Raw genomic sequence first — 22,543 nt, forward strand, 5'->3', positions numbered from 1 at the left:
TAATTTGCGAGTGATTTTTTTAGCTTAGGAAATGAAAGCCGGGTAGTCGTGCCCGGCTGTTTTACTTAAAGTTGAATGATATCCCGGGCAAACATCTTGACGAGGATCACACCAGCGCCGATTTGTTTACTCACTGCATTCGGATCGAACACACCGTCCTTTATGAACTTCCCTTTGGTGTAATGCTGACAGCCCGACCAGAGGTAGGGGGAATTAATTCCCACCTTGCGATATCCGGGACCATTATACCGCTCCAGCCGATCCAGTGTGGCGCCAAGCCCCCACGACAACCGAGCGCCTTCCTTCCCCGGCGATGAGGCAAAGCCGACATACTGCAGCGCGTCGATAGCGCTTTCCTGCCAGGTGAATGGCGGCTCTCCTTTCAGCGGCCGGCCGGCCGGAACTTGCTTCGTCCGGGCGGTAAGCGGATCGCCGTTGTGCAGGTGCCCGGTGAATTTGCCGCCGTTTTCCATTTCGTGAATTATACCGATAAAATACCACGGCACGCCCGTGGCCTGGACAACCGGCAGGTATTTCTCCTTTCTGGCCAGTATCCTTTCTACGGTTTTGTCCACCCGGTCAGGGTTTGTTATACGGCAAATCTTGAATAATTCTGCGTTCGTCATTAGAGATAATTAGAGGCTTATTAGAGCCGTATTAGAGAAAAGTGAACCGATATCCCCACGGAAGGTGTCCAGCGCCTACCGTCGAACCCGTAGCCGACATACGGCCCGATTCCCAGCCGTCCTAGTTCTGCTGTTTTGATCTGCAATGACGAAAGGCCGGTAATGCGAACGCTCGGATTGTGGGAATAGGCGTCTACCACGGTTTTATATCTAAAGAGGCCCACTTTCTTCCGGTAGGTGGTGAGCGTAAGTGAATCCCGCACCTGGTAAGTAATTGTGGATGTATCCGCCACGGTCCCGCGGAGAGTGAGCCATCGGTCATCGTACTGCAACTGATGCGTACAGGGCTGGCCTGGTTGGGAAATAGTGACCACTACTGGCGCAACCGTCCCTGAAGCCGTAGTTCCTATCGTGGCCAAAGCTTGGATATGCCGCTTTTTGACTTTTAGCAGCGCCGCCTGGCTGTCAAGCTCATGGCGCCATACGATTTCCGCTGCTTCCAGGGTGGCCTCAGCTACTTGCCGCTCAGCGTGCTCGGTACCCGCAGCATCCTTCCAGTAGCGAATGCTGTCCTCTTTGATGGCTTGAAGATCGCGGAGGCTACCAATTATATCCTCCTTCCCACGGCACGAACGGATAGCCAAGAAAGCGACTAGCGCCAGGAGGCCGGCTATGATTATATTATCCCACTTCATTGAGTGACTTTTTGCTGGGATGATTGAATAATTTGCTCCAATATTGTAACCCTGGTCGTCAGGCTTGCAAACTGCGCCGCGGTGGCCTTGCTCTCTTCCGCCTGGTCCTTATGAAGCTGGTCGTCCTTCATCTGCTTCCCCTCCACCACCCGCACCAGGGTATCGACTTTGTTCGACAGCGTAAACCACATGCCACAAAGAAAGACGACATTCACAACGATCTTAATCACGTCAGCCAGGGAGAATTTGAGCCTGTTGATATCTACCATTATTCTACATTTTTCTGATCAATGCCTTTTTCTGCGGCCCGGTGTATTACTTCATCTTTCTTATCGCCACTCTTGGAGGCACCGAAAAAATACCCGAGTAGCAGGCCACCCCAGCCAATAACGCCTATTTTAATATCGGAAATAAGCTGAGCGCGTTCAACGGATACATGGCTCGTCGATATGAATATCAGATAGCCAAAGCAAAAAGAAAGAGCATAGAATGCAATTGCATGCTCAACTTTAACAGTTTTAAGCCATTCTTTCATGTCAAAGTACTTTTGAAAATGCATTTAAAAAATTCCCTCCGGCATCCTTTACCGCCCCGTTCTGCCTGTAGTATTGCAGACCACCGGACTGAAAGTTCATGCTGTAGGCGTAATACAAAGTGTTTGTTCCTGTCGGGGTGCCGGAAAGAGTTACCTTAACCTGAGCGCTGTTAAGCACGGTAACGCCTGTGATCGTAACACCAGGTGTTCCGCTGGATGTGAACTCGAATCCGTAATGCCCATCCTTGCAGATGCGGGTGGCATCCAATGACACAGCTCCGCTCAGTGGAGTAACGGTTACAGTTATTTCATTCCCGGCCAGCACTGCGCCTGTGCAGGTGAATGATGACCATGTAGTTGCCTCCCAGCATGCCTGGAAGTATGGCGCCATCTGACGAAGCCCGGGCCCACTATAGTGTGAGGCCTGGAAGTTTTTGCTGTAAAACTCCTGGCCTTCCAGTGGCGCAATATAGCCTGGGGTGGCAATGCGTATCTTTGAGTTGCTGAGCCCGGCAATCATTGCGTTACATATGTTCATCGTGCGCGCCGGGTAAGTACCGGACAGGTCAGACCAGTAGCTAAACCCGAGCTGAGACAGGATCAGCCGCACGTCTTCCGTTTGGCCGGTTCGGGCCTTTATGTCTGTGTTGAGGTAGTCCGCCAGGCCGGACAAGTACGCGGTGTACGAACCAAAGTTTGCGGTGGCATCACTTTCACCATGTAGGAAAGCGACATATGCGCAGCGCAGGTTCTTGCCCTTGCGGTCAGCATAGGCTTTCGCGCTGTCGATGGCCCTGAGCATGAAATTGTAGTAGGTCGTATTCTTGTATATTGCTGTTATCCCGGCGCCGTTCACTGCTGCAGAGATAGTGAGCACCTCAGCATTCACCCCTTCCGAAATGAGATACTGCGCCATCAGTTCCCCAAGCATTGGCATAATGGACACCCTGTTGATTTCGTAAGTGGGTTCATTGACAGAGGTTTGATACTGCTGCGACCGGTAGAATGACAGCACCCCTGTACGGTTATCCCGCTCAATCTTGGTCACATTGTACGGCGAAGGCGCCAGATCAATACCACCGTAAGTTTGCGGGGCCACCCCCACTGCATTGCTCTGCCCGTAACCGATGATCAGCACGATGTCGTTGGATGTGTATTGCGCTTGGGCCGAGAAGGCGAAAAAAAGAAAAAAGAAAAATAACCTCATAAAACTGTCGATTCTGCGTGACTACCTATAATATCCCAGCCGCTGCCGTTGCTTTGTACCAAAATGGAAGAACCCTGTAAGGTGAGTGTCTTCACTCCTGTTATTACCACATCGTTTGCGGCGGCGGATATCTTTTTTATACAATAGATCCTGCCGGTTACCCCGGAGGCTGTGGGAAGTGTAATTGTAGCGGATCCTGTGTTGTTGACCCGGAGAGTAAAATGCGTTTCGTTTAGAGTGGTATTTCCGGTAACGGTCGTCACAGGAAGCGACATCGAGCCTTGTACCTGGAAGAAAGTATGCAGAGAGGTAGCGGGACCGATTCCGGTCCGATCTGTATTCGCGTCTATTACAGCCACTACCTTCGTCGTGCTACCTTTGGTACTTTCGAAGTAGTGACGACCATAAGCTGTATTGGTGGAATCGTAAGAGTTGTATCGAGCCACCCCGCCGCCAGCGTCGAATAGTAGCCCCGTAGCGTTAAAATCGCGCCTTAGATCAAACCAATACGATCCCGTTGCTCCGATATGTCGTAACTTTTGATTAACAACAATGGGGGCGCCGCTTAACGCCGCCAGCGTATCGGCATTTAGCCGACGCATTCGCACACCAGCAGTAAAGGAAGCTGAAGTATTATCGGCGCCGGCTGAAACATTGAAAAAATAAGGTGAGGTAACCGCCACCCCAGTGAGAGAATCAAGCAGGGTACCATTTAAATCTACAATCATACCGCTTCGTCGCAGGAACATACTCTGCCCCCTGATGGCCAGCTTTGCAGAAATTGTGCCTCCGTCAATTGTCCCTAATGCAACCGTACTATCTTTTTTCCCCGCAAGAAATGCAGGGCCAAGGAAGTTAAGGGCGCCCCATGTATCCGTTGTGCCGAACACGCCTGAATTAAAGTAGCCTAACCTTGCCCGCATGGTAGAGGCATCCGATTTAAGCCACTCTATCAAGCTCGCCTGGTTTGTTCCGTTGTCAATCCGTTGGAAGGGCCCTTTGGCTCGTATCCTACCCTCTACCCACAATTCTGCCCCTGGCTGCTCTCCGGCGAACTGGTTCTTGATGTAAGGTAAACTGTCCGTACTTCGGATGTAGGTTTTATTCTGCCCGTCCACCACAATCAGGGCGTTAAGGTTGTTGTGGGTTGATATCGGGACATTCAACTTGTCGTCCAGGCTGTCCTGAAGCCCAACCACTCCGGTAATTTTTATCCCCTCCAGCTTGATGGCAATCTCCGAGCCTGAACTTGTCCGGAAATAAAGGGTGTCGTTGGAGCGCCGGGCGGAGTCGAGAATACCATCCGGGAGTTTACCCAGCGGACGCCAATACCCAACATTCTGGTAAAGCGTGCTGTCAGCTTGCAGAAATACAATCGCTCCGAAGCAAGTGCCGTTCGCCTCGCTTTCCAGGAGGGCACATGATGTATCAGGCAACACCGGCGGTCGAAAAAAAGAATCGGCTGCCAGTCTTTGGAATCGAGCCCCGTAACCGAATCCAGGGGTCATTTCATCCTGCGAGAAAGCATGCAAGGAGCTTAATAAAAAAAGTAAAATTAGTAGTCTTTTCATTTCATTGTTTATTTTATCCGACCCAGACAAGGCGAACCTTGCCATAGGTTTTTACAGTGTTTTCAATTGCTTCAGGGAGTTGCGCGTCGTCGCTTAGGAGTCGCTTGGAGGTAACTCCCACTGTTGGCTCCGCTCCTGCTTGGTCTTTCCCCATAAAATATCCTTCTCCGCCCCCGATGAGTTTTCGCCAATAGCGGACAATTTTATCAAGCAGCGAAGGTTGTTGGGGGAAATTCGAATCTTCTATGATGTTCACAGAAAAGATGTTGTGCCGGTGATCCTTCACGACATCCACGCCAAGGCTACCGGCCTGGGAAGTTCCATTTCGTTGTGAATCGTTCCCCTTACTCCCCGGGATTACACGATCATGCAAGCCTTTATAGTCAGGCCTGTAGATATTGTTGTCGTCCATCGCCCAATATGCATCCAATACTCCCGCGGCTGCGTCCCGTTGGTCTTTCGTCTTCACCTGCCCAGCCGGCAACCTGTTGAGATACCACAGCAATGCTGGGTAGTCCGTTTTTAGCATTGGACCCCCATCACAGGGCATCAGGTTTTGAATGATGGAGGTTTCGAGGATCCCGGTTTCGGCGTCTACAAAAGTGCCCACTCTCTGCATTGTGATCAGCGGGCTCACAACATGATAGATAGCTTCCTCTGTATCTTCGTCAGTTACCTTTATCAGTTCCAGATATTGTCCTCGTCCGAGGTAAATCTCAGTTAATTGAAGTCCTTGCCAATTCACCCATTCCCCACCAGTAAGTCTAACTGTTGTATTAACCTGATTCCCATTCATTGTAAACATGGTCAAGGACTTATTATCGGGAACGGCCGCTGAGGCCTGAAGATTAACGAGGCCATGTGTTGTTGGGAATACCAAGTCCACATATTTATGAAACCAGGTAGCATCAGCGGTTGCAACACCAGCTGTTCCAGTCACTTTTTTATACCCGGTAAACCTGTCCGGGATATTGAAAACTGGGTTCGCTTCAATTACCTTTGGGAGGAACTCAATGAACACATAATCCGGCGAGTTGAAGTTGAAAGTAGTAAGCGTGAAAGCGGTGTTTGCTGAGTTAATGGTAAACTCGCTATCCGCCAGGTAACCATACCTACTGCGGAGATGCGGCCTCCAGGACCAAGAGCCGATTTCTTCAACCGATGAACTTCCATCAATAGGCGCAAAAGTCTTCTGCCCTGCAGCAGGATCATGAGGACCGGGGCCTCCAACTGTGAGCTGCAGGCGGGGCCGCACATGTACCACTTTCCACGCCGGATTATAGTTAAACCTTGTAAGCAGGGCGCCAAGGGTTACCCCGTCGGTAGAAGAGAATATTGATACTTGATGTACTACTGGATTTAGGCCCGCAATAAACACCGGTTTTGGGAATGTCTGGGTAGGAGGATCTACACGCTGCGCAACTACTGTTCCAAGCGCGGTTGTTTCAGCAGCCTGATAGATCAGGTAATTGTCTTCTATCTCCTCTCCTGTAGCGAATATGGTGAAATTTATATCCATTGTTACTCTGTTGAAACTATTTGCATGTTGTTGCCGGCCGGATCACCATTGAATGTTCCAAACACGTCTGTCTCGATATCGTAAACCACTGTGAAACTAGTTGCCGGGCTATTATTGTTTTCTGATCTCAAACTATTGCGTTTCTTCGCCTCTCGTATGTCCATTGTCCAGCCCGCCATGGGGTACAAATCCTGTCTGTTTGCCTCCAGCGCGGAGTTTTCAAGTCGCACGTATTGGTAGCCATCGAGAAGAACGTCCGAACAGCGCATGATCTCGTTTAACTTGTCGGCCACCCAGTCGGGCACACCGGCGCCATCGCCGACCACAAGCTTATACTGCCTGAAGGTATCTGCGGAAAGTTGCGTCAGGTTTTGTATCTGATCAATGTAGGCTACGCTCTTGAATCCAGGCTGAAATCGCTCAATAACAGCCTCACAGCGGAACCCGAATTGAATGCCGGTTTTGAAAATCACGTCATAGTCGTTAACATCATGTTTGTATTGGAACAAAATGCTATTTTCAAGCTCTTCCGCGATCTCTTGAGGCTCACTTATAAACTGCTCAAGGGTAACTCCACTACCTACTTTAAGGATGAAGTAATACCTTCCCTCGTCGTGCGTACTAAGGGCCGCAGAAATTTCGTAGGTAGTGAGCTGAGGGTTTACAATTCCAGTTGGTTTTGCAACCGCTGGGAAAGTCGTAACCACCTCGCCAGTACACTTTACCATGTCCATTTGAATAGGACCGAAATTCGAGCTGATTTGCAAGAAGATCGTGTCAGACTTTTCCCACTTTTGTGCATAGTCCACCTCCTGCTCGTAACTTTTGATCTGCTCGAAAAACAAGTATGAATCGATTGACATGACATTAGGGCTCACAGGCACAAAGCGAACTGGATTTAAAAACGGTATTTCAACAATGTTGGCCATTATAGCTGTGTTAAATCTGTATTTGCTGTCAATAAAACTTTGTACACCATAGCGTCATTTGTAACAGGCTTCATTCCTACATCCATCACTAACCCTTCTACTACCCGTCCATTTTTCAGGTAAGGAATCACGCCGTAAGAATTCACGTCTATTTTATCGGGAAGATCAGATGGGACCGGAGCTTCAAATTCAGCGTACCATGGTATAAACAACGGGTCATCGAGTGCGCCGACTTGTACATCACCACTCTCCGAAATAGTAACCCCGTTGAGCGTAGTAGACAGCTTGCTGTTTTTATTGCCGGTCCTATACCTGATATATGTTGTATCACCCTTATCGATAAAGGACCGAATGAAATTTCCATGTTGAAGCAGCATGCGTTTCGGTGATAGCTCAACATTGAAAGCCGTGTTACCTGCAATTAGTCCCGTAATCGTATCATACGCGATGCGATGAATGATGTATTTACCTGGCTCTGTTTCTTCAGCATCTATTATGAATACGTCAGAATCTGCGGTATTATCAGTGGTCGATTTCCCTTCCAAATTTCTACGCGTAAATTCGATGCCGTACATATCTGCGCGATAAGGACTGAGCAATTCAAAGCGTTTCACCACTTTTTTGAGCGCAGTTTCGTATTGCTGAGTGACATTGAACTCGTCCCGACCGTTCAAGTCATCATAAGTCTGATTCTCATATCCAACAGATATCGTATTGTACACCAGGTCCTGAGCAAAGGAAACCTTATGGCCGGATACCTCTCCCAGCGTAACGATAGGCTCGTTTTGGAAGAAGTACGATTTTCGTTCAAGCACAGCCACTTCCTTTTGGCTGCGCACTTCAACGCCGAAGCCAATGTTCCGTGTAGCATTGATAGCGGCGAAAAAGTCTTTGAAATTCGTTTTCACTACTGCCCCTCCAATACCCCGGATGGCATCACCGCTTGTTATCAGCAGACCTTTCAGCTCGTTTGACAGGTAATCGCTTACTGCTTCGAAGCTTCCGCCGGTCATCTGTGAAACCAGCTGTTTGTATAGCGTAAGGGCGGGCAAAGCCTTTATGGTTGTCGGCGGCGCGATGGTTGAATATCCGGCGGATATTGACATCTCACTGTCCAACACGTCATAGTAGAAGCGCACCCATTCAATGCCGCCGGTCAATGCGCCGGCGTCTTGCTTCCAGGGGGAGCCCCAGACGAGGAAATAAACCTGATCCCCCGCGTCGAGATTAAATTCCTGCTCGCCTTGTATTTTATGCGTTACTGGCGCGAAAACTGGAGGTGTAGGCGGGTTGTAATCAATCACCTGCCCGGCCTCGCTCGCATTGGAGGTAGAATAAACCGTTGTTGCGCTCTTTAAAGTTCCTCCGTTGTATATCCTGATGTCAACTTTGATTCTCAGGTTCGGATCAGGACCATGCAGATGAGGAAAAGGGAAAGAAAGCTCTTGAAAGTAATAGGCAGAACGGAAAGACCAATTCCATTTAAGACTGACAGGACCTGTAGCATCAGCCTCGTAATATGGATCATTAGTTCCGGCGATATCTCCATCGGTCACATTTCCGAATGTATGGAGGCTGGTACTTCTTGTATTATCCTCCACATTGCCTTCCGAACCGATAAAATCGATCTGCGGAAGGTGGTTGCCATAGGTGAAGGGGATGTTTCCTCCGACTAGAAGAGAATTGGAAGCATTGCGCAGCAGGATTCCATCAATCGTCAGATCAACACCGGCGGATACTGGGAATTCATATGTTGTTCCCTCGTTTGCCTTGATATCCTTTGTCAAACCACCCTCCAGCAAACGCACCTCCACGAAATGATCCTCCTTTACGATATCTGGCAGGTTCACTTCACCGGTATATATCGTTTTGAAGACCCCATCGTTGGAGTCCCGGCGCTGCATAACGAAAGTAATTTGACTTTCCACCCCTTTTGACGCTGCAAGGCTCCATAGTATCTGGGCGCCATCCTTTACAAACCGGATGGGGATGCTCCAGCTACGAGTCATGCCCCAGTAGGTAGAATGCCTGGTCCAGTTGAATACGGTATCTTCCCAACCATCGAAGGTCCATTTCAGCGGAGTTGGAATACCTCTTACGACCACCTGGAGGTTATTTTCATTCACCTCGTAGGACCGTTTATCGGAATCAATCAGATATGTGAGGAATTTCTTCATGACCAGTTCACATATCGGTTAATGAATTCAACCTCACCGGCTGCAGTTCTGAAAGACTGTTGCACTCCGCGCCAAGTATAGTTGTTGGTAATAATGGGCCTGTTTCTGGCCATGGCCTCTTTCAATTCATTCGCATGCCGGCCCAGGCCTTCCAGGAAAGCTTCGGCCGTTAATGCCGGAGCGCTGTCACTGATGGGCATAAATGGCATGCCGGCTGCAGCGGTAAGGGCCATGTAGTCCGAAACAGAAGGGATCACCTTCGAGTGTTTAGGGAGATCAACCAGCGTGGGCACGTCAGGCGTAAGGCCAACACCGCCGCCAGGTGTCATAAACACTTCATGCCGGAAGCCGTCACCAACCCACGCAAGACCTCCCGGGTGATCGTCAACACCCTCAGCGTATTTAGGTATTGGACGGGCAACGACGTTAGCCAGTTGGGCGAGGCCGATGGCGCCTATAACTATTGATAAAGGGACATTCGGAGGTGTAGAAGTAAGAGCAGCCGTTACCCCTCGGGCAGTGTTGGCAGTGATCGCGGCAATGTCTCTGGCTCTTTCAAATCTTGCCCGCTCAAGATCAATTTGACGTTGCCGCCTTTCGAGTTCTTCTTTTTGGGACTGGGCTCTAGCATTTATGATAGCTATTTGAGCCGCCTTCTTCTCTTCAGATTCCTGGGAAGCATTGATACGCTCAATATCTGCGGCCTTCTTCTTCTCTATATCATCGATCTCTTCTTGAACTTGATTCTTCTGTCTATCAAATGATGCTTGACCAATCGAAAGGAAAACGTTAGTAAGCTCAGCTTCGAGTTCTTTTAGCCTATCATTTAACTCTTTTCTTCTTTCCTCTATCTTATTTACCGCATCCTCGTTAGCAGCAACTTCTTGATTGAGCAACTGCTTTTTAATAGCGAGTAACTGGCGCTCTAGCTCCGCCTTTCTTTCAGGTGACAGATTAGCAGACGCCAATTCTCGCTCAACAAAAGCCATCTGAGCCTGTAAGGCCAACAGTTGGTACTTCTGTGCGATTTGATACTTGGCGGCTTCATATTTCTCTTTCGATATCTCACCGCGCCGGTATGCCTGTGATAGAAGCGCCTCCTCGTCGGCCTGGAAATATTCAAGCTGGGCAAGCCTCTTTTCATAAGCATCCATTCGCGCCTGCTGATCCTTATCAGCGGTTTCTCTGAATAATGCGGCCATCTGGGCCTGGAATCCACGCCCCAGTATTAGAATTTGGCTATTGGCTTTCTCAAATATCGCTTTCCGCTGGGCCGCGGTAAGTCCCGACGTTTTTAATTCCAAATCGCGCTCAGCCTCTATGATTGACCTTTGAGCCGAGAACATTTTATTCAGCGCATCAATTCGCTGCTCGACTGTGCTGGATTCGCTTTCCAGTATACGATTGTTGGTATCGATGATGTTTTCGTACCGAGCTTTGTTGATTTCAAAATATGCTTTCCGGTCCTTTTCCGCCTGCTCCCGGCCTTTTTCTGATAACTCCTGACGCTTTACAAAAAGCTCAGTATCTACGTCAGCGATCTGAGAGTTAACCTTTCTTTGTTCGGCTGCCAGTTTTTGGTAATCCTCAAGGCCAAGGTTTTGGTCGGACAGTTCAGCGTCCAGCAACTTCTTTTTCAGAACCAGATTCTCTCGGCGCGCCTTAAGGCCGTCCTGTTCAATTTTATTCACCTCTTGCTCAGATGCGCCTCTTGCTTTTGCTGATGCGATAGCTTTTTTGGCCCTCCTTTCGTCATCAGCTATAAATGCGTCAAAGGTTTCGTTCAATACTTCGATTGTCTTCCCGTAATCTCTTGCCTCCTTATTGGCATCTTTTACTGCCCCAGTGAATTTCTCAAAGGCGGTAACAACGAGTGGTAAAAGCAGCAATATTGCGCCTAATCCCGTGGCAATGAGGGCAGAACTCAGCAAACGTGTGGCCGCGGCGCCGGCAATCTTGGCCCGGGTGAGGGCATTTTCGAGCACAATCTGCACCTTCGTGAAAATACTGTCTTTATTGCGGAGTGCTGTCTGTATAGCCTGCAGCCCGTTCAAAATAGTCATGACAGCCTGAAGTTTCACGAAAGTTTTCTGGAGTTCCTCATTTTCGCTTCCAAACAAAGCGGCGGTACCTTGGGCGATTGCGAACCCACCGGCCAGGGCCTGGGCTGTTTCGATGAGCTGATCGAGGTTTCTTGTATCCGATGCTGCCAGTTTTACAGAATCCCTGATATCATCGATTGAATCCTTTGCTTCGCCTACCTGGTCTTTAAACGCCTGAAATACTTGGTTATTCTGCCCCAGTTCAATGCCGAGCTTTGCTGCAGCTTCCTGGAGGGCCTTAAGTTCTTGTTTTGTGCTTGTAAAGTTTGCGTTTAGTCCAGTTGTCAGCTCAGCAAGTAATTTTTCTTGCTTGGCTAGGGACTGGTATGCAACATCAGTTTTCTTTCCCTGATCCTCCAGTGCCTTCATTTGATTGCGAGTGCTGTTCAGCTCGCTCTTCAATACATCGAAGGCCTGACCAAACGCACCGGTGTAGTTACCCACATTACGGCCGAACTGGCCAACACTGGCGTCTATGGCTTTGAGCCTCGTGTCGAGGTCGATGGTTTCTTTCTTCAATGCCTGCGCCGCGGCTGTATTTTCTTTCCCGGCCGCTGCAAGGTCCTTGTATTCTTTGCGAAGTTCAATCAACCGTTTAGACAACTTCTCATATTCGCCAGCTAGGCCCGTTGTTTCTCGTGCGGTCTGTTTGTTCTCCTTCCGCTGAGCCTCCAATAGTACTTTTGCCTGTGCAATCTGTGCAGCATATTTACCTGTTGCGGCTGATAGTTGCTTTTGAACCCTTTCTAACTCCTGTTGTTCTTTAGTCAGTTTATTTGCCGCCTCAGCTGTATCCCGGAAGCCCTTCGCGGCCTTTAATTCCACACCCTTCCCGTTCAGCTGAATGATTTTTTCAGCTGTTTTATCCAGAAGTCCAAGCAACACATCAAACTGCGCCCGGACCTCGGGAATGTCAATGACGCTGTTTATAGTTTCTTCGTTGCTCATTTTCATGTTCTTTTTGGCTTTGTTCTACCAAGCGCCGGTACATAGCCGCGAACCGAGACACTGTTGTTTCAGCTTCACGCACCTGGTGCCCCATAAACTTCGAAACGATGGTCAATAGATCATCATAGTATGCCCTGGTCGGTGCCGTTCCAGCTTTTTGAAGCCGTTCCAGTTGAAGTTTTTTTGTTTCCAGTTCCACGGCAAATGTTTTTGATTGCCTTAAAACCCTCTGAAGGTCTTTCTCATATTCAGTGTAGTCGTTGGGGTTGAAAGGGAAATTGAACCCGGACGATTTTAACATTTTTATCAGCCCATCATGTCGCTTTATCCTGAGAACATCAATTGCAGCTGGTACCAACTGCAGTTTTAGGTTCAGTAAGTGAACATCCTTTTCCAATGACAGTGTATACTGTGGTATCACATCTTTGAGGAGATCCATGTACTCATATTGAATATTGATCCATGAGTGGAGAAGGTCAGCTTGGGACGGTCTGCCCGATATTACCAGGGACGACAGTTCACCTGTACATGAACAGGAAATGAACCGGTCCATGGTTAAATCAGTGCAGGATGTGAAATAATGTACCTTCATGAAAATTTGAGTCCTGTAACATCTGTGATTTTCGCCCGAAATACTGGCGCCAAGACGCCGAGATACTCCAGCTTTTTAAAGCCGCCGAGCCCCAAATGCTTCCCTTGATATTTTTTATTGATATCGTCCGCCCCATCGAAATTTGTAGTCAGGGTAATCTTCTCTACACCTACTGTTATCCCCAAAGAAGCGTGGTACTTACCAGTAATGTATAGGTTGGGCGCATCCGGCGACCTCCTTGGGTTAGGGGTAATCTCCATTTTCCATTTCGCGTACTTTGCTGCGGACTCCAATGACTTGAAATAAGGATCTTCTGAGTAGCCAGGTCTAAGGGACGCACCATCGCTTCCGTAACCCTCCATCAATTGCTCCTTATTCAATTTCAGATACTCATCGGATGTCTGAGAAACACTGTCCTCAACTACTTCTGAAAGTCTGGATTGCAGATCACGGACTCTTCTCGCCATTGCTGCTACTGTGCTCATTTCTCGGGAGTTAAAGCACGGGGATCACTCCCCGTGCTCTGATTCTTCAATAGGTTTGGCCTTTCTGCCCTTCCTGGACTCTTCGGCTGTCGATGGTGCCTGTGGCTTGATCCCCAGGCCCTTTGCTGTCGCCGCGAGGTCGTATTCCGGGTAAATCGGCGAGAATGTGGCAATGAACTCGTCATAACTCCATCCCTTTACCGATTCGTGGAAGGACTTGGCCGGAATTACCTGCTTCATTATCCACGGTTTACGGTGATCGGAAGGCCTTCATACCCTACCACATCAGCAGCGGCGAGCACAGACGCGGCAGCCGTGTTGATGATAACCTTATCCGCAGCATTAGCCGGATAGTTCGGGCTGGCAGAGTCGAGGGTGATCGTAAAGGCTTTGTTTACTGCATCAGCGACAACACTGGTAATTGTGATTGGCAATCCGGCAGCGTTCGTTGCGACCCACATGGCGGCCGCGGCCAGTTCTGTGTCGTACGTGTCGTAGAGGTTTACTCCTTCACAACCTGCTTTCGCCTGAAGTTTGATTACGCCTGCCGCAGAAGCTCCTACCTGTTCCAGGTTGATGTTTTGAAGGCCCTTGATATCTTCCAGGTCAAACCCTTCAGCCTTGGTCCAACCGAGTTGCTGGTTTACGTATTTACCCTCGAACTCGAAAAGTACACGGTACTGTGTCGGGTTCGACCCATCACCTGCTTTCCAATCGTAGGGGACAAAGTTGTCCAGCGGTATGCCGCCGAGCCCGTATTGCCCTGTTCCATCGTCTTTTTTAGTTCCGATGATGATGCCGTTAGCATCATAGAACAGCCAACGCAGTGTGGAAGTGGAGATGGACTGAAGCGCATTGCTCAGGCAAATGCCCCCTTCAAAATACTGGAAGAGCCAGATGTAGTTCCCTTTCCTAACGAAACGACGTTTGCCGTATCCTGCTGTGAAGAATACAGGGTCTTCGCTGTTGTCAGTAATACCCGCGAACTTGTGAATCGGGTAGATTCTTGCGGACTTTGCAGCAGTCGTCGCCGTTTTTAAGGTATTCTGCAGGTCAGCAAGCTCGGCCTTCGTGAAAACCTTTTTAGGGGGCACCCCTATGGCGCCTCGGATGTCTAAAAAGTCGAGGAAGCATTCGCTGAACCCGACATTTTTGAGGTCTCCGATGCAATTGAGTCTATTCAGTTCTGCCATTTCAGTTTTTTTTAGCAGTTGAAAATGTTGTACGATAGTTTCATATTGAGGCGGAAGCAATGGAACGGGTGCATGTCCCGGAACTTGATACCCTGGCTCCTTCTGGCACCAGAGTACTCCCGGAATACGTTATCAATCCACAACTCCACCCCGTTAAGCGAGAAGCCGAACTTGCCTGGTGCAATAAGTCGCTGTACATCCCTGCGGACCTCTTCATCACCCCGGTGCGGCACGTTTTTCAACGCCTGGACGTTTACGAAGAAGATCAAGTGTACGTCTGCATACCCGGCGCCGTCAACCTTCGTATGACCGGAAAGCCCGAAAAAGGACAGGGCGGTCACCGTGTCATCAACATACACCTCTTTGTACTCGTTCCCTCCGATATACACCTCCGGGATGTACCCGTCTTCGGTTTGATTCCTATAACATCTGCCGTAAGCCTGGTACTGGGAGGTATCTATCCCCCAAAGTGCCAGCAGCTTCCCATGCAGGTACTCCTGCAACCGTTGTATAGGCTTGTCCAGCCCTACGGGATCATTCTTTGTGTAGAGCATGCCGGGACGGTCTTAGCGGTGATCGTATCCTTCGGGAAGAAGTTGTTATGCAGGCGCATCAGTTCGCGGTCGAGTTGCTTTTTGAGGCCATATGAGTACGGCATTTCAACCGTCGGCATTGCCTGGTTCAGGTCAATGTAGAGCCGGTCCGCGATTTCCCTGGTAATTCTTTCGGTTTTGTTGGACCGCACAGAGTTGATGATCTTCTCTACAACCATAGCTGCCATTTGAAGGCCGATCGCCTTGTCGAAAGCTGCTACATTGTTTAGAATGATCTCCGTGTAGTCCTTCCCGCTGGTGAATTCCAGATTTAACCCGTACGCCACGGAAGACAACTGCGGCGTAGTACGAACGAAGTCCACCTCCGGCGCAGGATTACGCACCGCGGCCATGCCAGTTGAGTCGTAGCAGTTGCCGGCGTACCAGCATGCGCGCTCGTCTACCGCCTGGACTCCGCCCAGATCATCCTGGAAGTAACCCAGGAAGAACACGCCCGTCTTATACGCTGCTGCCATATAGCTGAGGTCCCAACCCAGTTTGGTGACCACCTGGCTGTTTGCTTCGGTGGTCACTTCCTTGGAGTATAGAGATGTTTTCTTCAGGTTATGGAACAGGTACAGATTGAACGTTGCTACCCCGTTGAAGAACAGCGCAGCCTGGGTGACGCGGACCAGGATAGTAGGATCGGGAACGACCCGGATTTGGCGACCGACGAACAGCCCTTGGTTGGCCACAGGAACCACTTCTTCTGTCCCCCTGATAAGCTCCAGGCGTTGCTCGATGATCTCCGGCACGCTGAATATCCCATCCAACACCGCGGCGATGGCAGATTCCTGCAGGTCCTTCAGATACGTGTTTAACTTCGCATCATCGAGAGCGGGATCTTCTGCGGTTGCTTTAATGTTTTCCGGAGATACGATAGCGTGGTAGTCCTGGAAGAACCGTCCTGAGTCGCATTTTTTGTTCTCAGGTGTAATTACAGGGCTACCCGACTGTGTGGGCTGCCGGAATCCGACACGGCCGAAAAGGGCTTGTATGACTTCCCGCCTGTACATTATGCGGCCAGTTGTGCGACTTCGAACACTACGGATTCAGTTGCTACTGACAGCGGCGCCAGGGCCGGTGCGAGGTCGAGGGAAATCTCGAATTCCATCACGTCGTCCTGGGTGTTGCCATTTGAACCGGAAGTGTCAGCGCGCTGGGTGTAGCCGTGTACGGCGAGCGTCAGGCCTGAGCCAGTCGGGTCGAGGATAGAGCCGTAACCACCCAGGTAGGAGTTGTAGTCTCCGTGACCTTCACGGTTCTGCTTGGGAATCCAGGGGAGCCCGGCGAACTGGCCGGCCGGCATGATCAGCGAGATACCACCTGCGTAGTTTGCGTCCTCCAACTCAACGGATTCCTGAATGTTCAGGCCCGTGAACTGGAAGTTGGTATTGGTCTGATTGCCGCCGCCCTGGTTTGCGTAGAACTCACCATCCACGTACGTGAGAGACGATGCCAGCACATCGAAGGTGCCGCGGTAGTTGTTCTGCCGCATCATGGACTTTGCCAGCTGGTAGAACCGGCTCTTGTTGGCCAGTGCAATTTCGAATGCATCGTTTGTCGCGTTCCAGGTACCCCCTGAAGTTGCAGCATTGATCTGTGAACGCTGAGCAATCAGGTAGTCAATCAGGAATGTTTCCAACGATTCGTGAATGTTGATGGCGGAGTTCAGCAGCTGCTGGCCCAATGCTTCCTCAAATGCGAAGACGTTATTGTCGAGCTGCTTAAGAGAGATCGAAAACTTGTCTACGAATGAGGTCCAGGACAAGGGCATTGCGAATGAACCCCCGCGGTTACCGGCGTGGTTGTGTGTGCGTGCAGCTGTGGTTGCTCTTTTTGTACGGGCAAGCACATAAGCCTCTACAGGGCGGTCTTCGCGGGTGCGAAGCTGCTCATGTGTCGGGATCAGAATTGACCTGTTCTTCAGTGCCAGTGCGAGAGCGGGAGATTGCTTTGAACGGAGTTCTGCTTCAGTGAAGCGATCAATGAGTCGAGCCTGTGCCTTCACAAGGTTCGACGGTGAAAAATTAGGCATTTTTCATGTGTGAAGAAATTGTCCCCAGCATCTTGGGGCGATACTTTGCCCAGCATCTTGGGCGAAATCACTTTGCCGAATATCCCCGGCGGTTACCGGCGCAAGAAGGGCCGCGCATCTTGGGCTGATCTTCTTGCCTCCATAACAAAGGTAACAGTATGATAATTTCTGAGCAACCCGAGTAAACTCAATACCATGGCCAATTCATCATTTATTAATTTTTTGCACATATTAAAAAAGGCCCCAATTTCTCGGGGCCCTTCAGGATATGGAAGTGGGAATTAATTATCCATGTCGAAGTTCGGATTGTCTTTCGCCAGCTTCAATACATGTGCCTGGAATTCGGCACTGTTCGCACTCTTTCCTTCGGCTTCCCATGCTTTGGTTGCCTCGCTCATCTTCGTTGCCGTGCCGGTCGTCATCTTATCGCTGCCGGCGCCACGGCCGCCGCGGTTCGGTTCTTCTGCGACGATGTAGTTCTTTTCCTTGAGGAAATTCGGCAGCCATTGTTGTGCTGGGATTGGGTTTTGGGTAGTAGCATCGCGGACCACTTGGCCGTTGAGGGATGGAACCAGTATGCCGTTTTCTTCCTTAAAGCTGAAGCCGTTGGCCTCTGCAAGTGTAAGAATGTCTGAGGGCGAAATGCTCGTCTTTGTGTTCTCAGGGAAGTAGGCCAACAGCTTAGAACGGTTTGATATGGCGGTTTTCTCTCCTTCCAGGGTTGACACCTGCCCCTGCAAGGTTTGAATGTTCTTTTGCAGGTTGGTGATCATGACTTCCTTTTCCTGGAGCTGTTTGTTCGGCTCCACCTTAGCGTCTGAAAGGATTTTCTCCTTCAATGCTGTGATAAAAGCGTCCGGGTCCTTGCCTTCGAACGTGAGCCCCAGCTTTTCGCGCTGGCCTTTGATGAGTAGTTCCTCGCCGGCGGTCTTCCCCTCGTTGTAGCCGGTCCGCTTGGTGTTCTCATCGCGGGCCCTCAGTTCATCGGCTGAGAATGCAGTGAGTTCTGGGAGCTTCACTTCTACTTCCTTTTCATCTTTCAAAGCCGTAGTGAAAGCCGCCTCATCCATGCGCAGCAGTTTGGCAATAGCTTTCTGAGTTGCTTCGTTAAGCATTGGCACCTCCTTTTTTTACGTACTCTATCTTTCGGTTCTCCTTTTGTTCGTTCAGGCGCTCAGCACGATCAGGAGAAATCTTCGTCTCCTTGATCTTCCTTGACCGCTCAAAGCCGCCACGGCCGTTGGATTCGAGTTTCCATTCCTCGTAGACCTGGTTGTGCTGGACCGCCTCTTCTTCCGGCGCTTTTGGCTTTTTCTCGGGAGCTGAGGGAGCTTTGAAAATTTCCTCGATCACCTCCTTGGCCTCTGCTTCCGCCACTCCCTCTTCCAGCATCAAAGCCAGCAGCTCTTCGGCTGTTTTACCCTCTTCCTTGAGGTTGATATACTTTTTCTTTTTGTTGTGGTTCATATGATGATTTTTAATTATTGAATCCTATAGGCTGGGGTTGAGCCTGAGGCGCTTTCTCCTTTGCTGCAGCATATGCTTTGAGATTTGCCCTGAGCGTTTCCAGCGGGGAAACGAGAATTTCAGGTTCCTGCAACGTACCGAGCCATTCCGAGAAGTAAACCTTGGCTATGTAGTCTTCTGTTTCGCCTATGGCTATTTTTGCCTCTGCGATGGATTGGTGAACGAACGGCTCCAGCTTCATTAGACGAAGCGCTCTGTGTAAGGCGCCGTGGTCATGGCTATACTTCGCATGGAAGTAGTCTTTGAGCAGCTCGTCCAGTGTACATTGCGGTGAGCCAGCTCCGCGGGCTTTCTCGTACTTTTCCCACAAGGTATCTGGCGACTCAATAAGGTAGCGCCGGCCGTAACTCACGGAACTGGGCTTGTAGGTTTGGGGGTACATGAATTCCCCCATGGCATCAGTCACGAATTTTTCCATGTCTTCCGCCCAATCGCTTATTTCGTTGAGTCTGCGGTTGACCGGTTGAACGTCGATAAACCGGCCTGTCGCGGTGTCGTTGGAGGCGTCTTCCCGTCTGTGAGTTCCCCAAACGGTTCGCTCGATAAGTGCTTCCAGTAAGGTGAGTTCGTCGGTCATGGTTTTCCATCCGTCAATATCCGGGGTGACATAGCCTGCAACGTCTGGCGCGAGAACAGGATCTTTCTCTCTTGGGATCGGGAGGGTAATACTGTCAGCAGGATCGTATTTCAGCTTCTTTCCTGTACCGTTACAGGTCTTACAGAGATCAGCGCCTACGTATTTCGTACCGTTGCAGGTTGGGCATGCGGCGCCGTACTGCCAGTATTTCGGGAATCCATGCAGGAGCTTAAAGATTGATTTCACCGATCCGTCTCTGAGATATTGATCTGCCAGCTCTACCACAGTCCAAAGTATCGAGGTGAACATCATGGTGCCCGGCTTAATGATGTCGGACAGTATCCTGCCAGGGACATAACCGAAGTAGTTGGGGAATGTCTGGTCTGAAACTGTACGGATGCTTTCGCCGTCGAAACGAACGATGCGGTCGAAGGTATCATCGACTACGCGGAATTCATCCTTCTTGTTTGTTTTGAAAATGATATATTCGAGGTCCCTGCCGTTGGGCTGGTAGTCGTATACGTTCATTACGGATTTATACGTAGGATACGCGGAACCATCCGGGCTGACTTCCATGTAGACCATCCCCATGGGGTCCATTAAGTAGTAAATGCGGGCAACGCGGTCCATCCATCTACGCAGGGAATATCCCCATTCCACTGAAGAAAGCGCCTCCCTGAACTGCCGCTCCTGGGTTTGAGGTAGGTTATAGTGAACCGATCCCCCGCGGGCAGTGAACACTTCATCGATGGGGCGTGTAACGCGGTCGAACAGATCTACGTTCGATTTGGCGTATTTCTGCCGGTTTCGCTTCTGGTCGTCATTCTCAAAGGAGTTGATCTTCTCCAGATAATCGTCCATGCCGATACCCGCGATATGTACCGCCAGCTTCTTTGCCTGGGCCTGTGCGGCGTCCACAAGGGCCCGGTTGGGCCTTTCCTTGATAATGCGTTTGATATCTGCCGTCTTGAGATTCATCCTGAATGAATTAAATATTCTGAATTGCCTTCTTCTTCTATTATCATGGTGAGCGTGTCGGGCGCGTCGTCGTTGGCGTTCTTTCCTTTGGCGAGGTAACCGGTGACAGCCGAGTAAAACTCCGGCCACATTAAATCCCAGCCTGCAGGGAAGTAGATCATGTTCTGTACCTCTGCCGCTGCGGTGAATATCCTCACTTCCTTGTTGTTCGTCTGGTGGTACCACTCGAACGCACTGCGGCGGTTGCCCATCGCCCTACAGATCCTCTCGACGTTCCTTGCGAATCCCCGGCCGCCGTTGTTGGATTCGATCTTGGTCTTCGCCACCTGGTGCTTCGTTACAATCGTGGCCGTTTGTCCCTCTGTTACTTCCATTCCTTCGGTGGTGTATATCACATCCCGGACGTAATAACCTGAAGGCGTTGGACTGTATACTATACCACAGAGATAATCACTGCCAGTGTCTGCGGTGTCGATCACCATCTTTATTTCCCTTGCCTCCGGCGGCAGTTCCCTGTATTGTTTCAGGTCTTTGTATAGTAGTCCCTCCCTCGGTTTCGGGTCCTGCTGGTAGAGGCTGTCGAAAACATGGGCGTTGCGGCGCCGGCTCTTTTCAAGTTTTTCCTTTGAATGCCTCGATGGCCACAACGGCTCCCCTTCTTTTCGGGGATCCTCTTTCGTAGGGGGCCCAACCTTTAAAGCTGGGTACTTTACGACGTGCCAATCATTCTCCAGGCTTAAAAGGCGCCCTGCAAGGTCCTGTTCATGCCAGCGGGTGAATACTATCAGAACCTGGCTGTCGTTGTGTAACCGGGAGTCCCCCACAGTATCGTACCAATCCGCAATGTTTTCTCTGATCGTTGGCGACCATGCTAACTTTTGATCCTTGTAGATGTCATCCAGGATGAGCATGTCCACCGGGTCTCCGGTGAGCGGACCTCCAACACCTACCGTTTTTACACCTCCTTCTTTTCCTACAACCTCGAATTCATCCAGCGTCCTAATCCAGGTGCCCTCTGCTTCTACCGACATTTTACCGGCAAGGGTGGTCTCTGGGAATATTTGCCGGTATTCTGGAGAATCGATGAGACGCTGAATCTCCCGGTTGAACTTTCTCGCCTTGGGTGCGCTGTAGCTTACTACCGCGATCCTCCTGTTCGGGTCTTTACCAAGTACATAGCCTGGTAAAAGACGTGTAGACCCCTGGCTTTTGCCGTGCTGAGGTGGCACAAAGACCATCAGCTTCTTGATCTTCCCTTCTGCGAATAATGAAAGAACTTTATAATATGATTCGTGAAACCAGGTATCCTCCCATTTGGGAGTCATCAAGGATCCGTAATCCAGAAAATTCCGCCGCGCAAGCTCAACTTCATAGATGTTCAGCATTGAGCTTGCGTTTCAGTTTGGCCATGACGCGCAATTCCTCGTCCGTTAAGTCGGAAAGGTCGAGCTCTGGATAAAGCGGCGCGCCATCCTTTCCGGTAACCTCCTTCTTCTCCGGTGCGTTCCAGCCCATCATTTTGGCTATGCTGTCAAGCGCCTGACGCTTATCTGAAAACTTCACTTTCGTGGTATACCCGATCTGCCGGCGCTCCTCCCCGTACCCTTCGTGAAGCTCTTCTTTCTCCATGCCGGTAATAGCGGCGGCGGTGTCGTCGTCGAGATCATGGGCCTTTAAAAGGGCGCCGGATTCGTCATAAAGTTTACGGGGGTCGAAAAATGCGAGCTTAACGTACTCTTTGAGTACACGTTCCTGGGTAATACCGACTTTTTCTGCGAGTTTCTCGGCCTGGGATTGGACGTAGGCCTGGACATGGGGTTTCTTTAGGGTGCGAGAGCCGAGTGATTCCGAATTCTTTTTCGAATACCCAGCTGCTTCAGCGGAATACTTTACGCTCCCCGTCTGCAAATAAGTGTCCGCAAGCTTTTTCTGGCGCGGATTGAGTGGCTTTTTCTTTTCAGACTTCCCCTTCATATTGTGTAAGCCCTGTAGTTATCAGGGAGTTACATTACAAATGTAGGTAGAAATCGACTATCATTATATTTAATTGATTATCAGAATTATATGAATCTCCTAAACTATAAAGGAGCCGAACTGGCTCCTTTATTTTATATCTTAACGATTACTATTACATAGGAAAATCTTCTCTTCAAACGTAGGAGGGGCCTCAAGGCGTCTCTTCCTGGATTCATTACTTACCTCTTCGTCTGCAAGAGCAATTCCAATCCTAATTTCAGATTCGGAGTTGCTG

The 22,543-nt window shown here is 49.9% G+C and carries 22 protein-coding genes; all 22 read right to left on the minus strand.

Annotation, left to right across the window (positions count from 1 at the left end; all coding sequences use genetic code 11):
- Positions 1-65: 65 nt before the first annotated feature.
- Positions 66-626 carry a hypothetical protein gene (locus tag R3I13_RS25165; protein WP_346320758.1) on the minus strand — a complete coding sequence of 187 codons (561 nt, stop codon included), beginning with the start codon at positions 624-626 and terminating at the stop codon, positions 66-68.
- Between the two features lie 20 nt (positions 627-646).
- Entirely contained in the window at positions 647-1,321 is a 675-nt protein-coding gene (locus R3I13_RS25170) for a DUF6549 family protein (RefSeq protein WP_346320759.1), read from the minus strand.
- Positions 1,318-1,590 carry a hypothetical protein gene (locus tag R3I13_RS25175; RefSeq protein WP_346320760.1) on the minus strand — a complete coding sequence of 91 codons (273 nt, stop codon included), beginning with the start codon at positions 1,588-1,590 and terminating at the stop codon, positions 1,318-1,320. Before R3I13_RS25175 ends, R3I13_RS25170 begins: the two co-directional genes overlap by 4 nt.
- Complete coding sequence (locus tag R3I13_RS25180) at positions 1,590-1,856, minus strand: hypothetical protein (RefSeq protein ID WP_346320761.1); 267 nt, start codon at positions 1,854-1,856, stop codon at positions 1,590-1,592. The genes R3I13_RS25175 and R3I13_RS25180 overlap by 1 nt, the downstream gene beginning before the upstream one ends.
- Position 1,857: 1 nt before the next feature.
- Positions 1,858-3,063, minus strand: coding sequence for a sialate O-acetylesterase (locus R3I13_RS25185; RefSeq protein WP_346320762.1), 1,206 nt, complete (start codon positions 3,061-3,063; stop codon positions 1,858-1,860).
- Entirely contained in the window at positions 3,060-4,634 is a 1,575-nt protein-coding gene (locus R3I13_RS25190; protein WP_346320763.1) for a hypothetical protein, read from the minus strand. Before R3I13_RS25190 ends, R3I13_RS25185 begins: the two co-directional genes overlap by 4 nt.
- 13 nt (positions 4,635-4,647) lie before the next feature.
- Complete coding sequence (locus R3I13_RS25195) at positions 4,648-6,153, minus strand: hypothetical protein (protein WP_346320764.1); 1,506 nt, start codon at positions 6,151-6,153, stop codon at positions 4,648-4,650.
- Positions 6,154-6,155: 2 nt separating this feature from the next.
- Positions 6,156-7,082, minus strand: coding sequence for a hypothetical protein (locus R3I13_RS25200; protein ID WP_346320765.1), 927 nt, complete (start codon positions 7,080-7,082; stop codon positions 6,156-6,158).
- A complete protein-coding gene (locus tag R3I13_RS25205; RefSeq protein ID WP_346320766.1) occupies positions 7,082-9,259 on the minus strand; it encodes a hypothetical protein in 2,178 nt (725 codons plus the stop codon). The genes R3I13_RS25200 and R3I13_RS25205 overlap by 1 nt, the downstream gene beginning before the upstream one ends.
- Positions 9,256-12,309, minus strand: coding sequence for a hypothetical protein (locus R3I13_RS25210; RefSeq protein ID WP_346320767.1), 3,054 nt, complete (start codon positions 12,307-12,309; stop codon positions 9,256-9,258). Before R3I13_RS25210 ends, R3I13_RS25205 begins: the two co-directional genes overlap by 4 nt.
- A complete protein-coding gene (locus R3I13_RS25215; protein ID WP_346320768.1) occupies positions 12,275-12,748 on the minus strand; it encodes a hypothetical protein in 474 nt (157 codons plus the stop codon). The genes R3I13_RS25210 and R3I13_RS25215 overlap by 35 nt, the downstream gene beginning before the upstream one ends.
- A 149-nt stretch (positions 12,749-12,897) precedes the next feature.
- Complete coding sequence (locus R3I13_RS25220; RefSeq protein ID WP_346320769.1) at positions 12,898-13,386, minus strand: hypothetical protein; 489 nt, start codon at positions 13,384-13,386, stop codon at positions 12,898-12,900.
- 24 nt (positions 13,387-13,410) lie between these two features.
- Positions 13,411-13,626: a hypothetical protein gene (locus tag R3I13_RS25225; protein WP_346320770.1), complete on the minus strand. Its 216-nt coding sequence runs from the start codon at positions 13,624-13,626 to the stop codon at positions 13,411-13,413.
- Positions 13,626-14,579 carry a hypothetical protein gene (locus R3I13_RS25230; RefSeq protein WP_346320771.1) on the minus strand — a complete coding sequence of 318 codons (954 nt, stop codon included), beginning with the start codon at positions 14,577-14,579 and terminating at the stop codon, positions 13,626-13,628. The genes R3I13_RS25225 and R3I13_RS25230 overlap by 1 nt, the downstream gene beginning before the upstream one ends.
- An 11-nt stretch (positions 14,580-14,590) precedes the next feature.
- Positions 14,591-15,133, minus strand: a complete 543-nt coding sequence (locus R3I13_RS25235; RefSeq protein WP_346320772.1) for a hypothetical protein — start codon at positions 15,131-15,133, stop codon at positions 14,591-14,593.
- Positions 15,106-16,188: a hypothetical protein gene (locus tag R3I13_RS25240; protein ID WP_346320773.1), complete on the minus strand. Its 1,083-nt coding sequence runs from the start codon at positions 16,186-16,188 to the stop codon at positions 15,106-15,108. Before R3I13_RS25240 ends, R3I13_RS25235 begins: the two co-directional genes overlap by 28 nt.
- Positions 16,188-17,210: a hypothetical protein gene (locus tag R3I13_RS25245; RefSeq protein ID WP_346320774.1), complete on the minus strand. Its 1,023-nt coding sequence runs from the start codon at positions 17,208-17,210 to the stop codon at positions 16,188-16,190. The genes R3I13_RS25240 and R3I13_RS25245 overlap by 1 nt, the downstream gene beginning before the upstream one ends.
- A 281-nt stretch (positions 17,211-17,491) precedes the next feature.
- Entirely contained in the window at positions 17,492-18,325 is an 834-nt protein-coding gene (locus R3I13_RS25250; RefSeq protein WP_346320775.1) for a hypothetical protein, read from the minus strand.
- Positions 18,318-18,677: a hypothetical protein gene (locus R3I13_RS25255; RefSeq protein WP_346320776.1), complete on the minus strand. Its 360-nt coding sequence runs from the start codon at positions 18,675-18,677 to the stop codon at positions 18,318-18,320. The genes R3I13_RS25250 and R3I13_RS25255 overlap by 8 nt, the downstream gene beginning before the upstream one ends.
- A 10-nt stretch (positions 18,678-18,687) precedes the next feature.
- Complete coding sequence (locus tag R3I13_RS25260; RefSeq protein WP_346320777.1) at positions 18,688-20,292, minus strand: hypothetical protein; 1,605 nt, start codon at positions 20,290-20,292, stop codon at positions 18,688-18,690.
- A complete protein-coding gene (gene terL, locus R3I13_RS25265; protein ID WP_346320778.1) occupies positions 20,289-21,677 on the minus strand; it encodes a phage terminase large subunit in 1,389 nt (462 codons plus the stop codon). The genes R3I13_RS25260 and terL overlap by 4 nt, the downstream gene beginning before the upstream one ends.
- Entirely contained in the window at positions 21,661-22,266 is a 606-nt protein-coding gene (locus R3I13_RS25270) for a terminase small subunit (protein WP_346320779.1), read from the minus strand. The genes terL and R3I13_RS25270 overlap by 17 nt, the downstream gene beginning before the upstream one ends.
- Between the last annotated feature and the right edge of the window lie 277 nt (positions 22,267-22,543).

This window comes from Chitinophaga sp. YIM B06452 (assembly GCF_039655965.1).
Lineage (GTDB): Bacteria > Bacteroidota > Bacteroidia > Chitinophagales > Chitinophagaceae > Chitinophaga.

Excerpts from the sequence above, each read along its gene's own strand:
- R3I13_RS25170 (WP_346320759.1), bottom strand. The coding sequence starts at position 1,321 with ATGAAGTGGGATAATATAATCATAGCCGGCCTCCTGGCGCTAGTCGCT.
- R3I13_RS25180 (WP_346320761.1), bottom strand. The coding sequence starts at position 1,856 with ATGAAAGAATGGCTTAAAACTGTTAAAGTTGAGCATGCAATTGCATTC.
- R3I13_RS25215 (WP_346320768.1), bottom strand. The coding sequence starts at position 12,748 with ATGGATCTCCTCAAAGATGTGATACCACAGTATACACTGTCATTGGAA.
- R3I13_RS25245 (WP_346320774.1), bottom strand. The coding sequence starts at position 17,210 with ATGCCTAATTTTTCACCGTCGAACCTTGTGAAGGCACAGGCTCGACTC.
- R3I13_RS25195 (WP_346320764.1), bottom strand. The coding sequence starts at position 6,153 with ATGGATATAAATTTCACCATATTCGCTACAGGAGAGGAGATAGAAGAC.
- R3I13_RS25200 (WP_346320765.1), bottom strand. The coding sequence starts at position 7,082 with ATGGCCAACATTGTTGAAATACCGTTTTTAAATCCAGTTCGCTTTGTG.
- R3I13_RS25260 (WP_346320777.1), bottom strand. The coding sequence starts at position 20,292 with ATGAATCTCAAGACGGCAGATATCAAACGCATTATCAAGGAAAGGCCC.
- R3I13_RS25185 (WP_346320762.1), bottom strand. The coding sequence starts at position 3,063 with ATGAGGTTATTTTTCTTTTTTCTTTTTTTCGCCTTCTCGGCCCAAGCG.
- terL (WP_346320778.1), bottom strand. The coding sequence starts at position 21,677 with ATGCTGAACATCTATGAAGTTGAGCTTGCGCGGCGGAATTTTCTGGAT.
- R3I13_RS25255 (WP_346320776.1), bottom strand. The coding sequence starts at position 18,677 with ATGAACCACAACAAAAAGAAAAAGTATATCAACCTCAAGGAAGAGGGT.
- R3I13_RS25165 (WP_346320758.1), bottom strand. The coding sequence starts at position 626 with ATGACGAACGCAGAATTATTCAAGATTTGCCGTATAACAAACCCTGAC.
- R3I13_RS25225 (WP_346320770.1), bottom strand. The coding sequence starts at position 13,626 with ATGAAGCAGGTAATTCCGGCCAAGTCCTTCCACGAATCGGTAAAGGGA.
- R3I13_RS25240 (WP_346320773.1), bottom strand. The coding sequence starts at position 16,188 with ATGTACAGGCGGGAAGTCATACAAGCCCTTTTCGGCCGTGTCGGATTC.
- R3I13_RS25235 (WP_346320772.1), bottom strand. The coding sequence starts at position 15,133 with ATGCTCTACACAAAGAATGATCCCGTAGGGCTGGACAAGCCTATACAA.
- R3I13_RS25210 (WP_346320767.1), bottom strand. The coding sequence starts at position 12,309 with ATGAGCAACGAAGAAACTATAAACAGCGTCATTGACATTCCCGAGGTC.
- R3I13_RS25270 (WP_346320779.1), bottom strand. The coding sequence starts at position 22,266 with ATGAAGGGGAAGTCTGAAAAGAAAAAGCCACTCAATCCGCGCCAGAAA.
- R3I13_RS25230 (WP_346320771.1), bottom strand. The coding sequence starts at position 14,579 with ATGGCAGAACTGAATAGACTCAATTGCATCGGAGACCTCAAAAATGTC.
- R3I13_RS25175 (WP_346320760.1), bottom strand. The coding sequence starts at position 1,590 with ATGGTAGATATCAACAGGCTCAAATTCTCCCTGGCTGACGTGATTAAG.
- R3I13_RS25190 (WP_346320763.1), bottom strand. The coding sequence starts at position 4,634 with ATGAAAAGACTACTAATTTTACTTTTTTTATTAAGCTCCTTGCATGCT.
- R3I13_RS25205 (WP_346320766.1), bottom strand. The coding sequence starts at position 9,259 with ATGAAGAAATTCCTCACATATCTGATTGATTCCGATAAACGGTCCTAC.
- R3I13_RS25250 (WP_346320775.1), bottom strand. The coding sequence starts at position 18,325 with ATGCTTAACGAAGCAACTCAGAAAGCTATTGCCAAACTGCTGCGCATG.
- R3I13_RS25220 (WP_346320769.1), bottom strand. The coding sequence starts at position 13,386 with ATGAGCACAGTAGCAGCAATGGCGAGAAGAGTCCGTGATCTGCAATCC.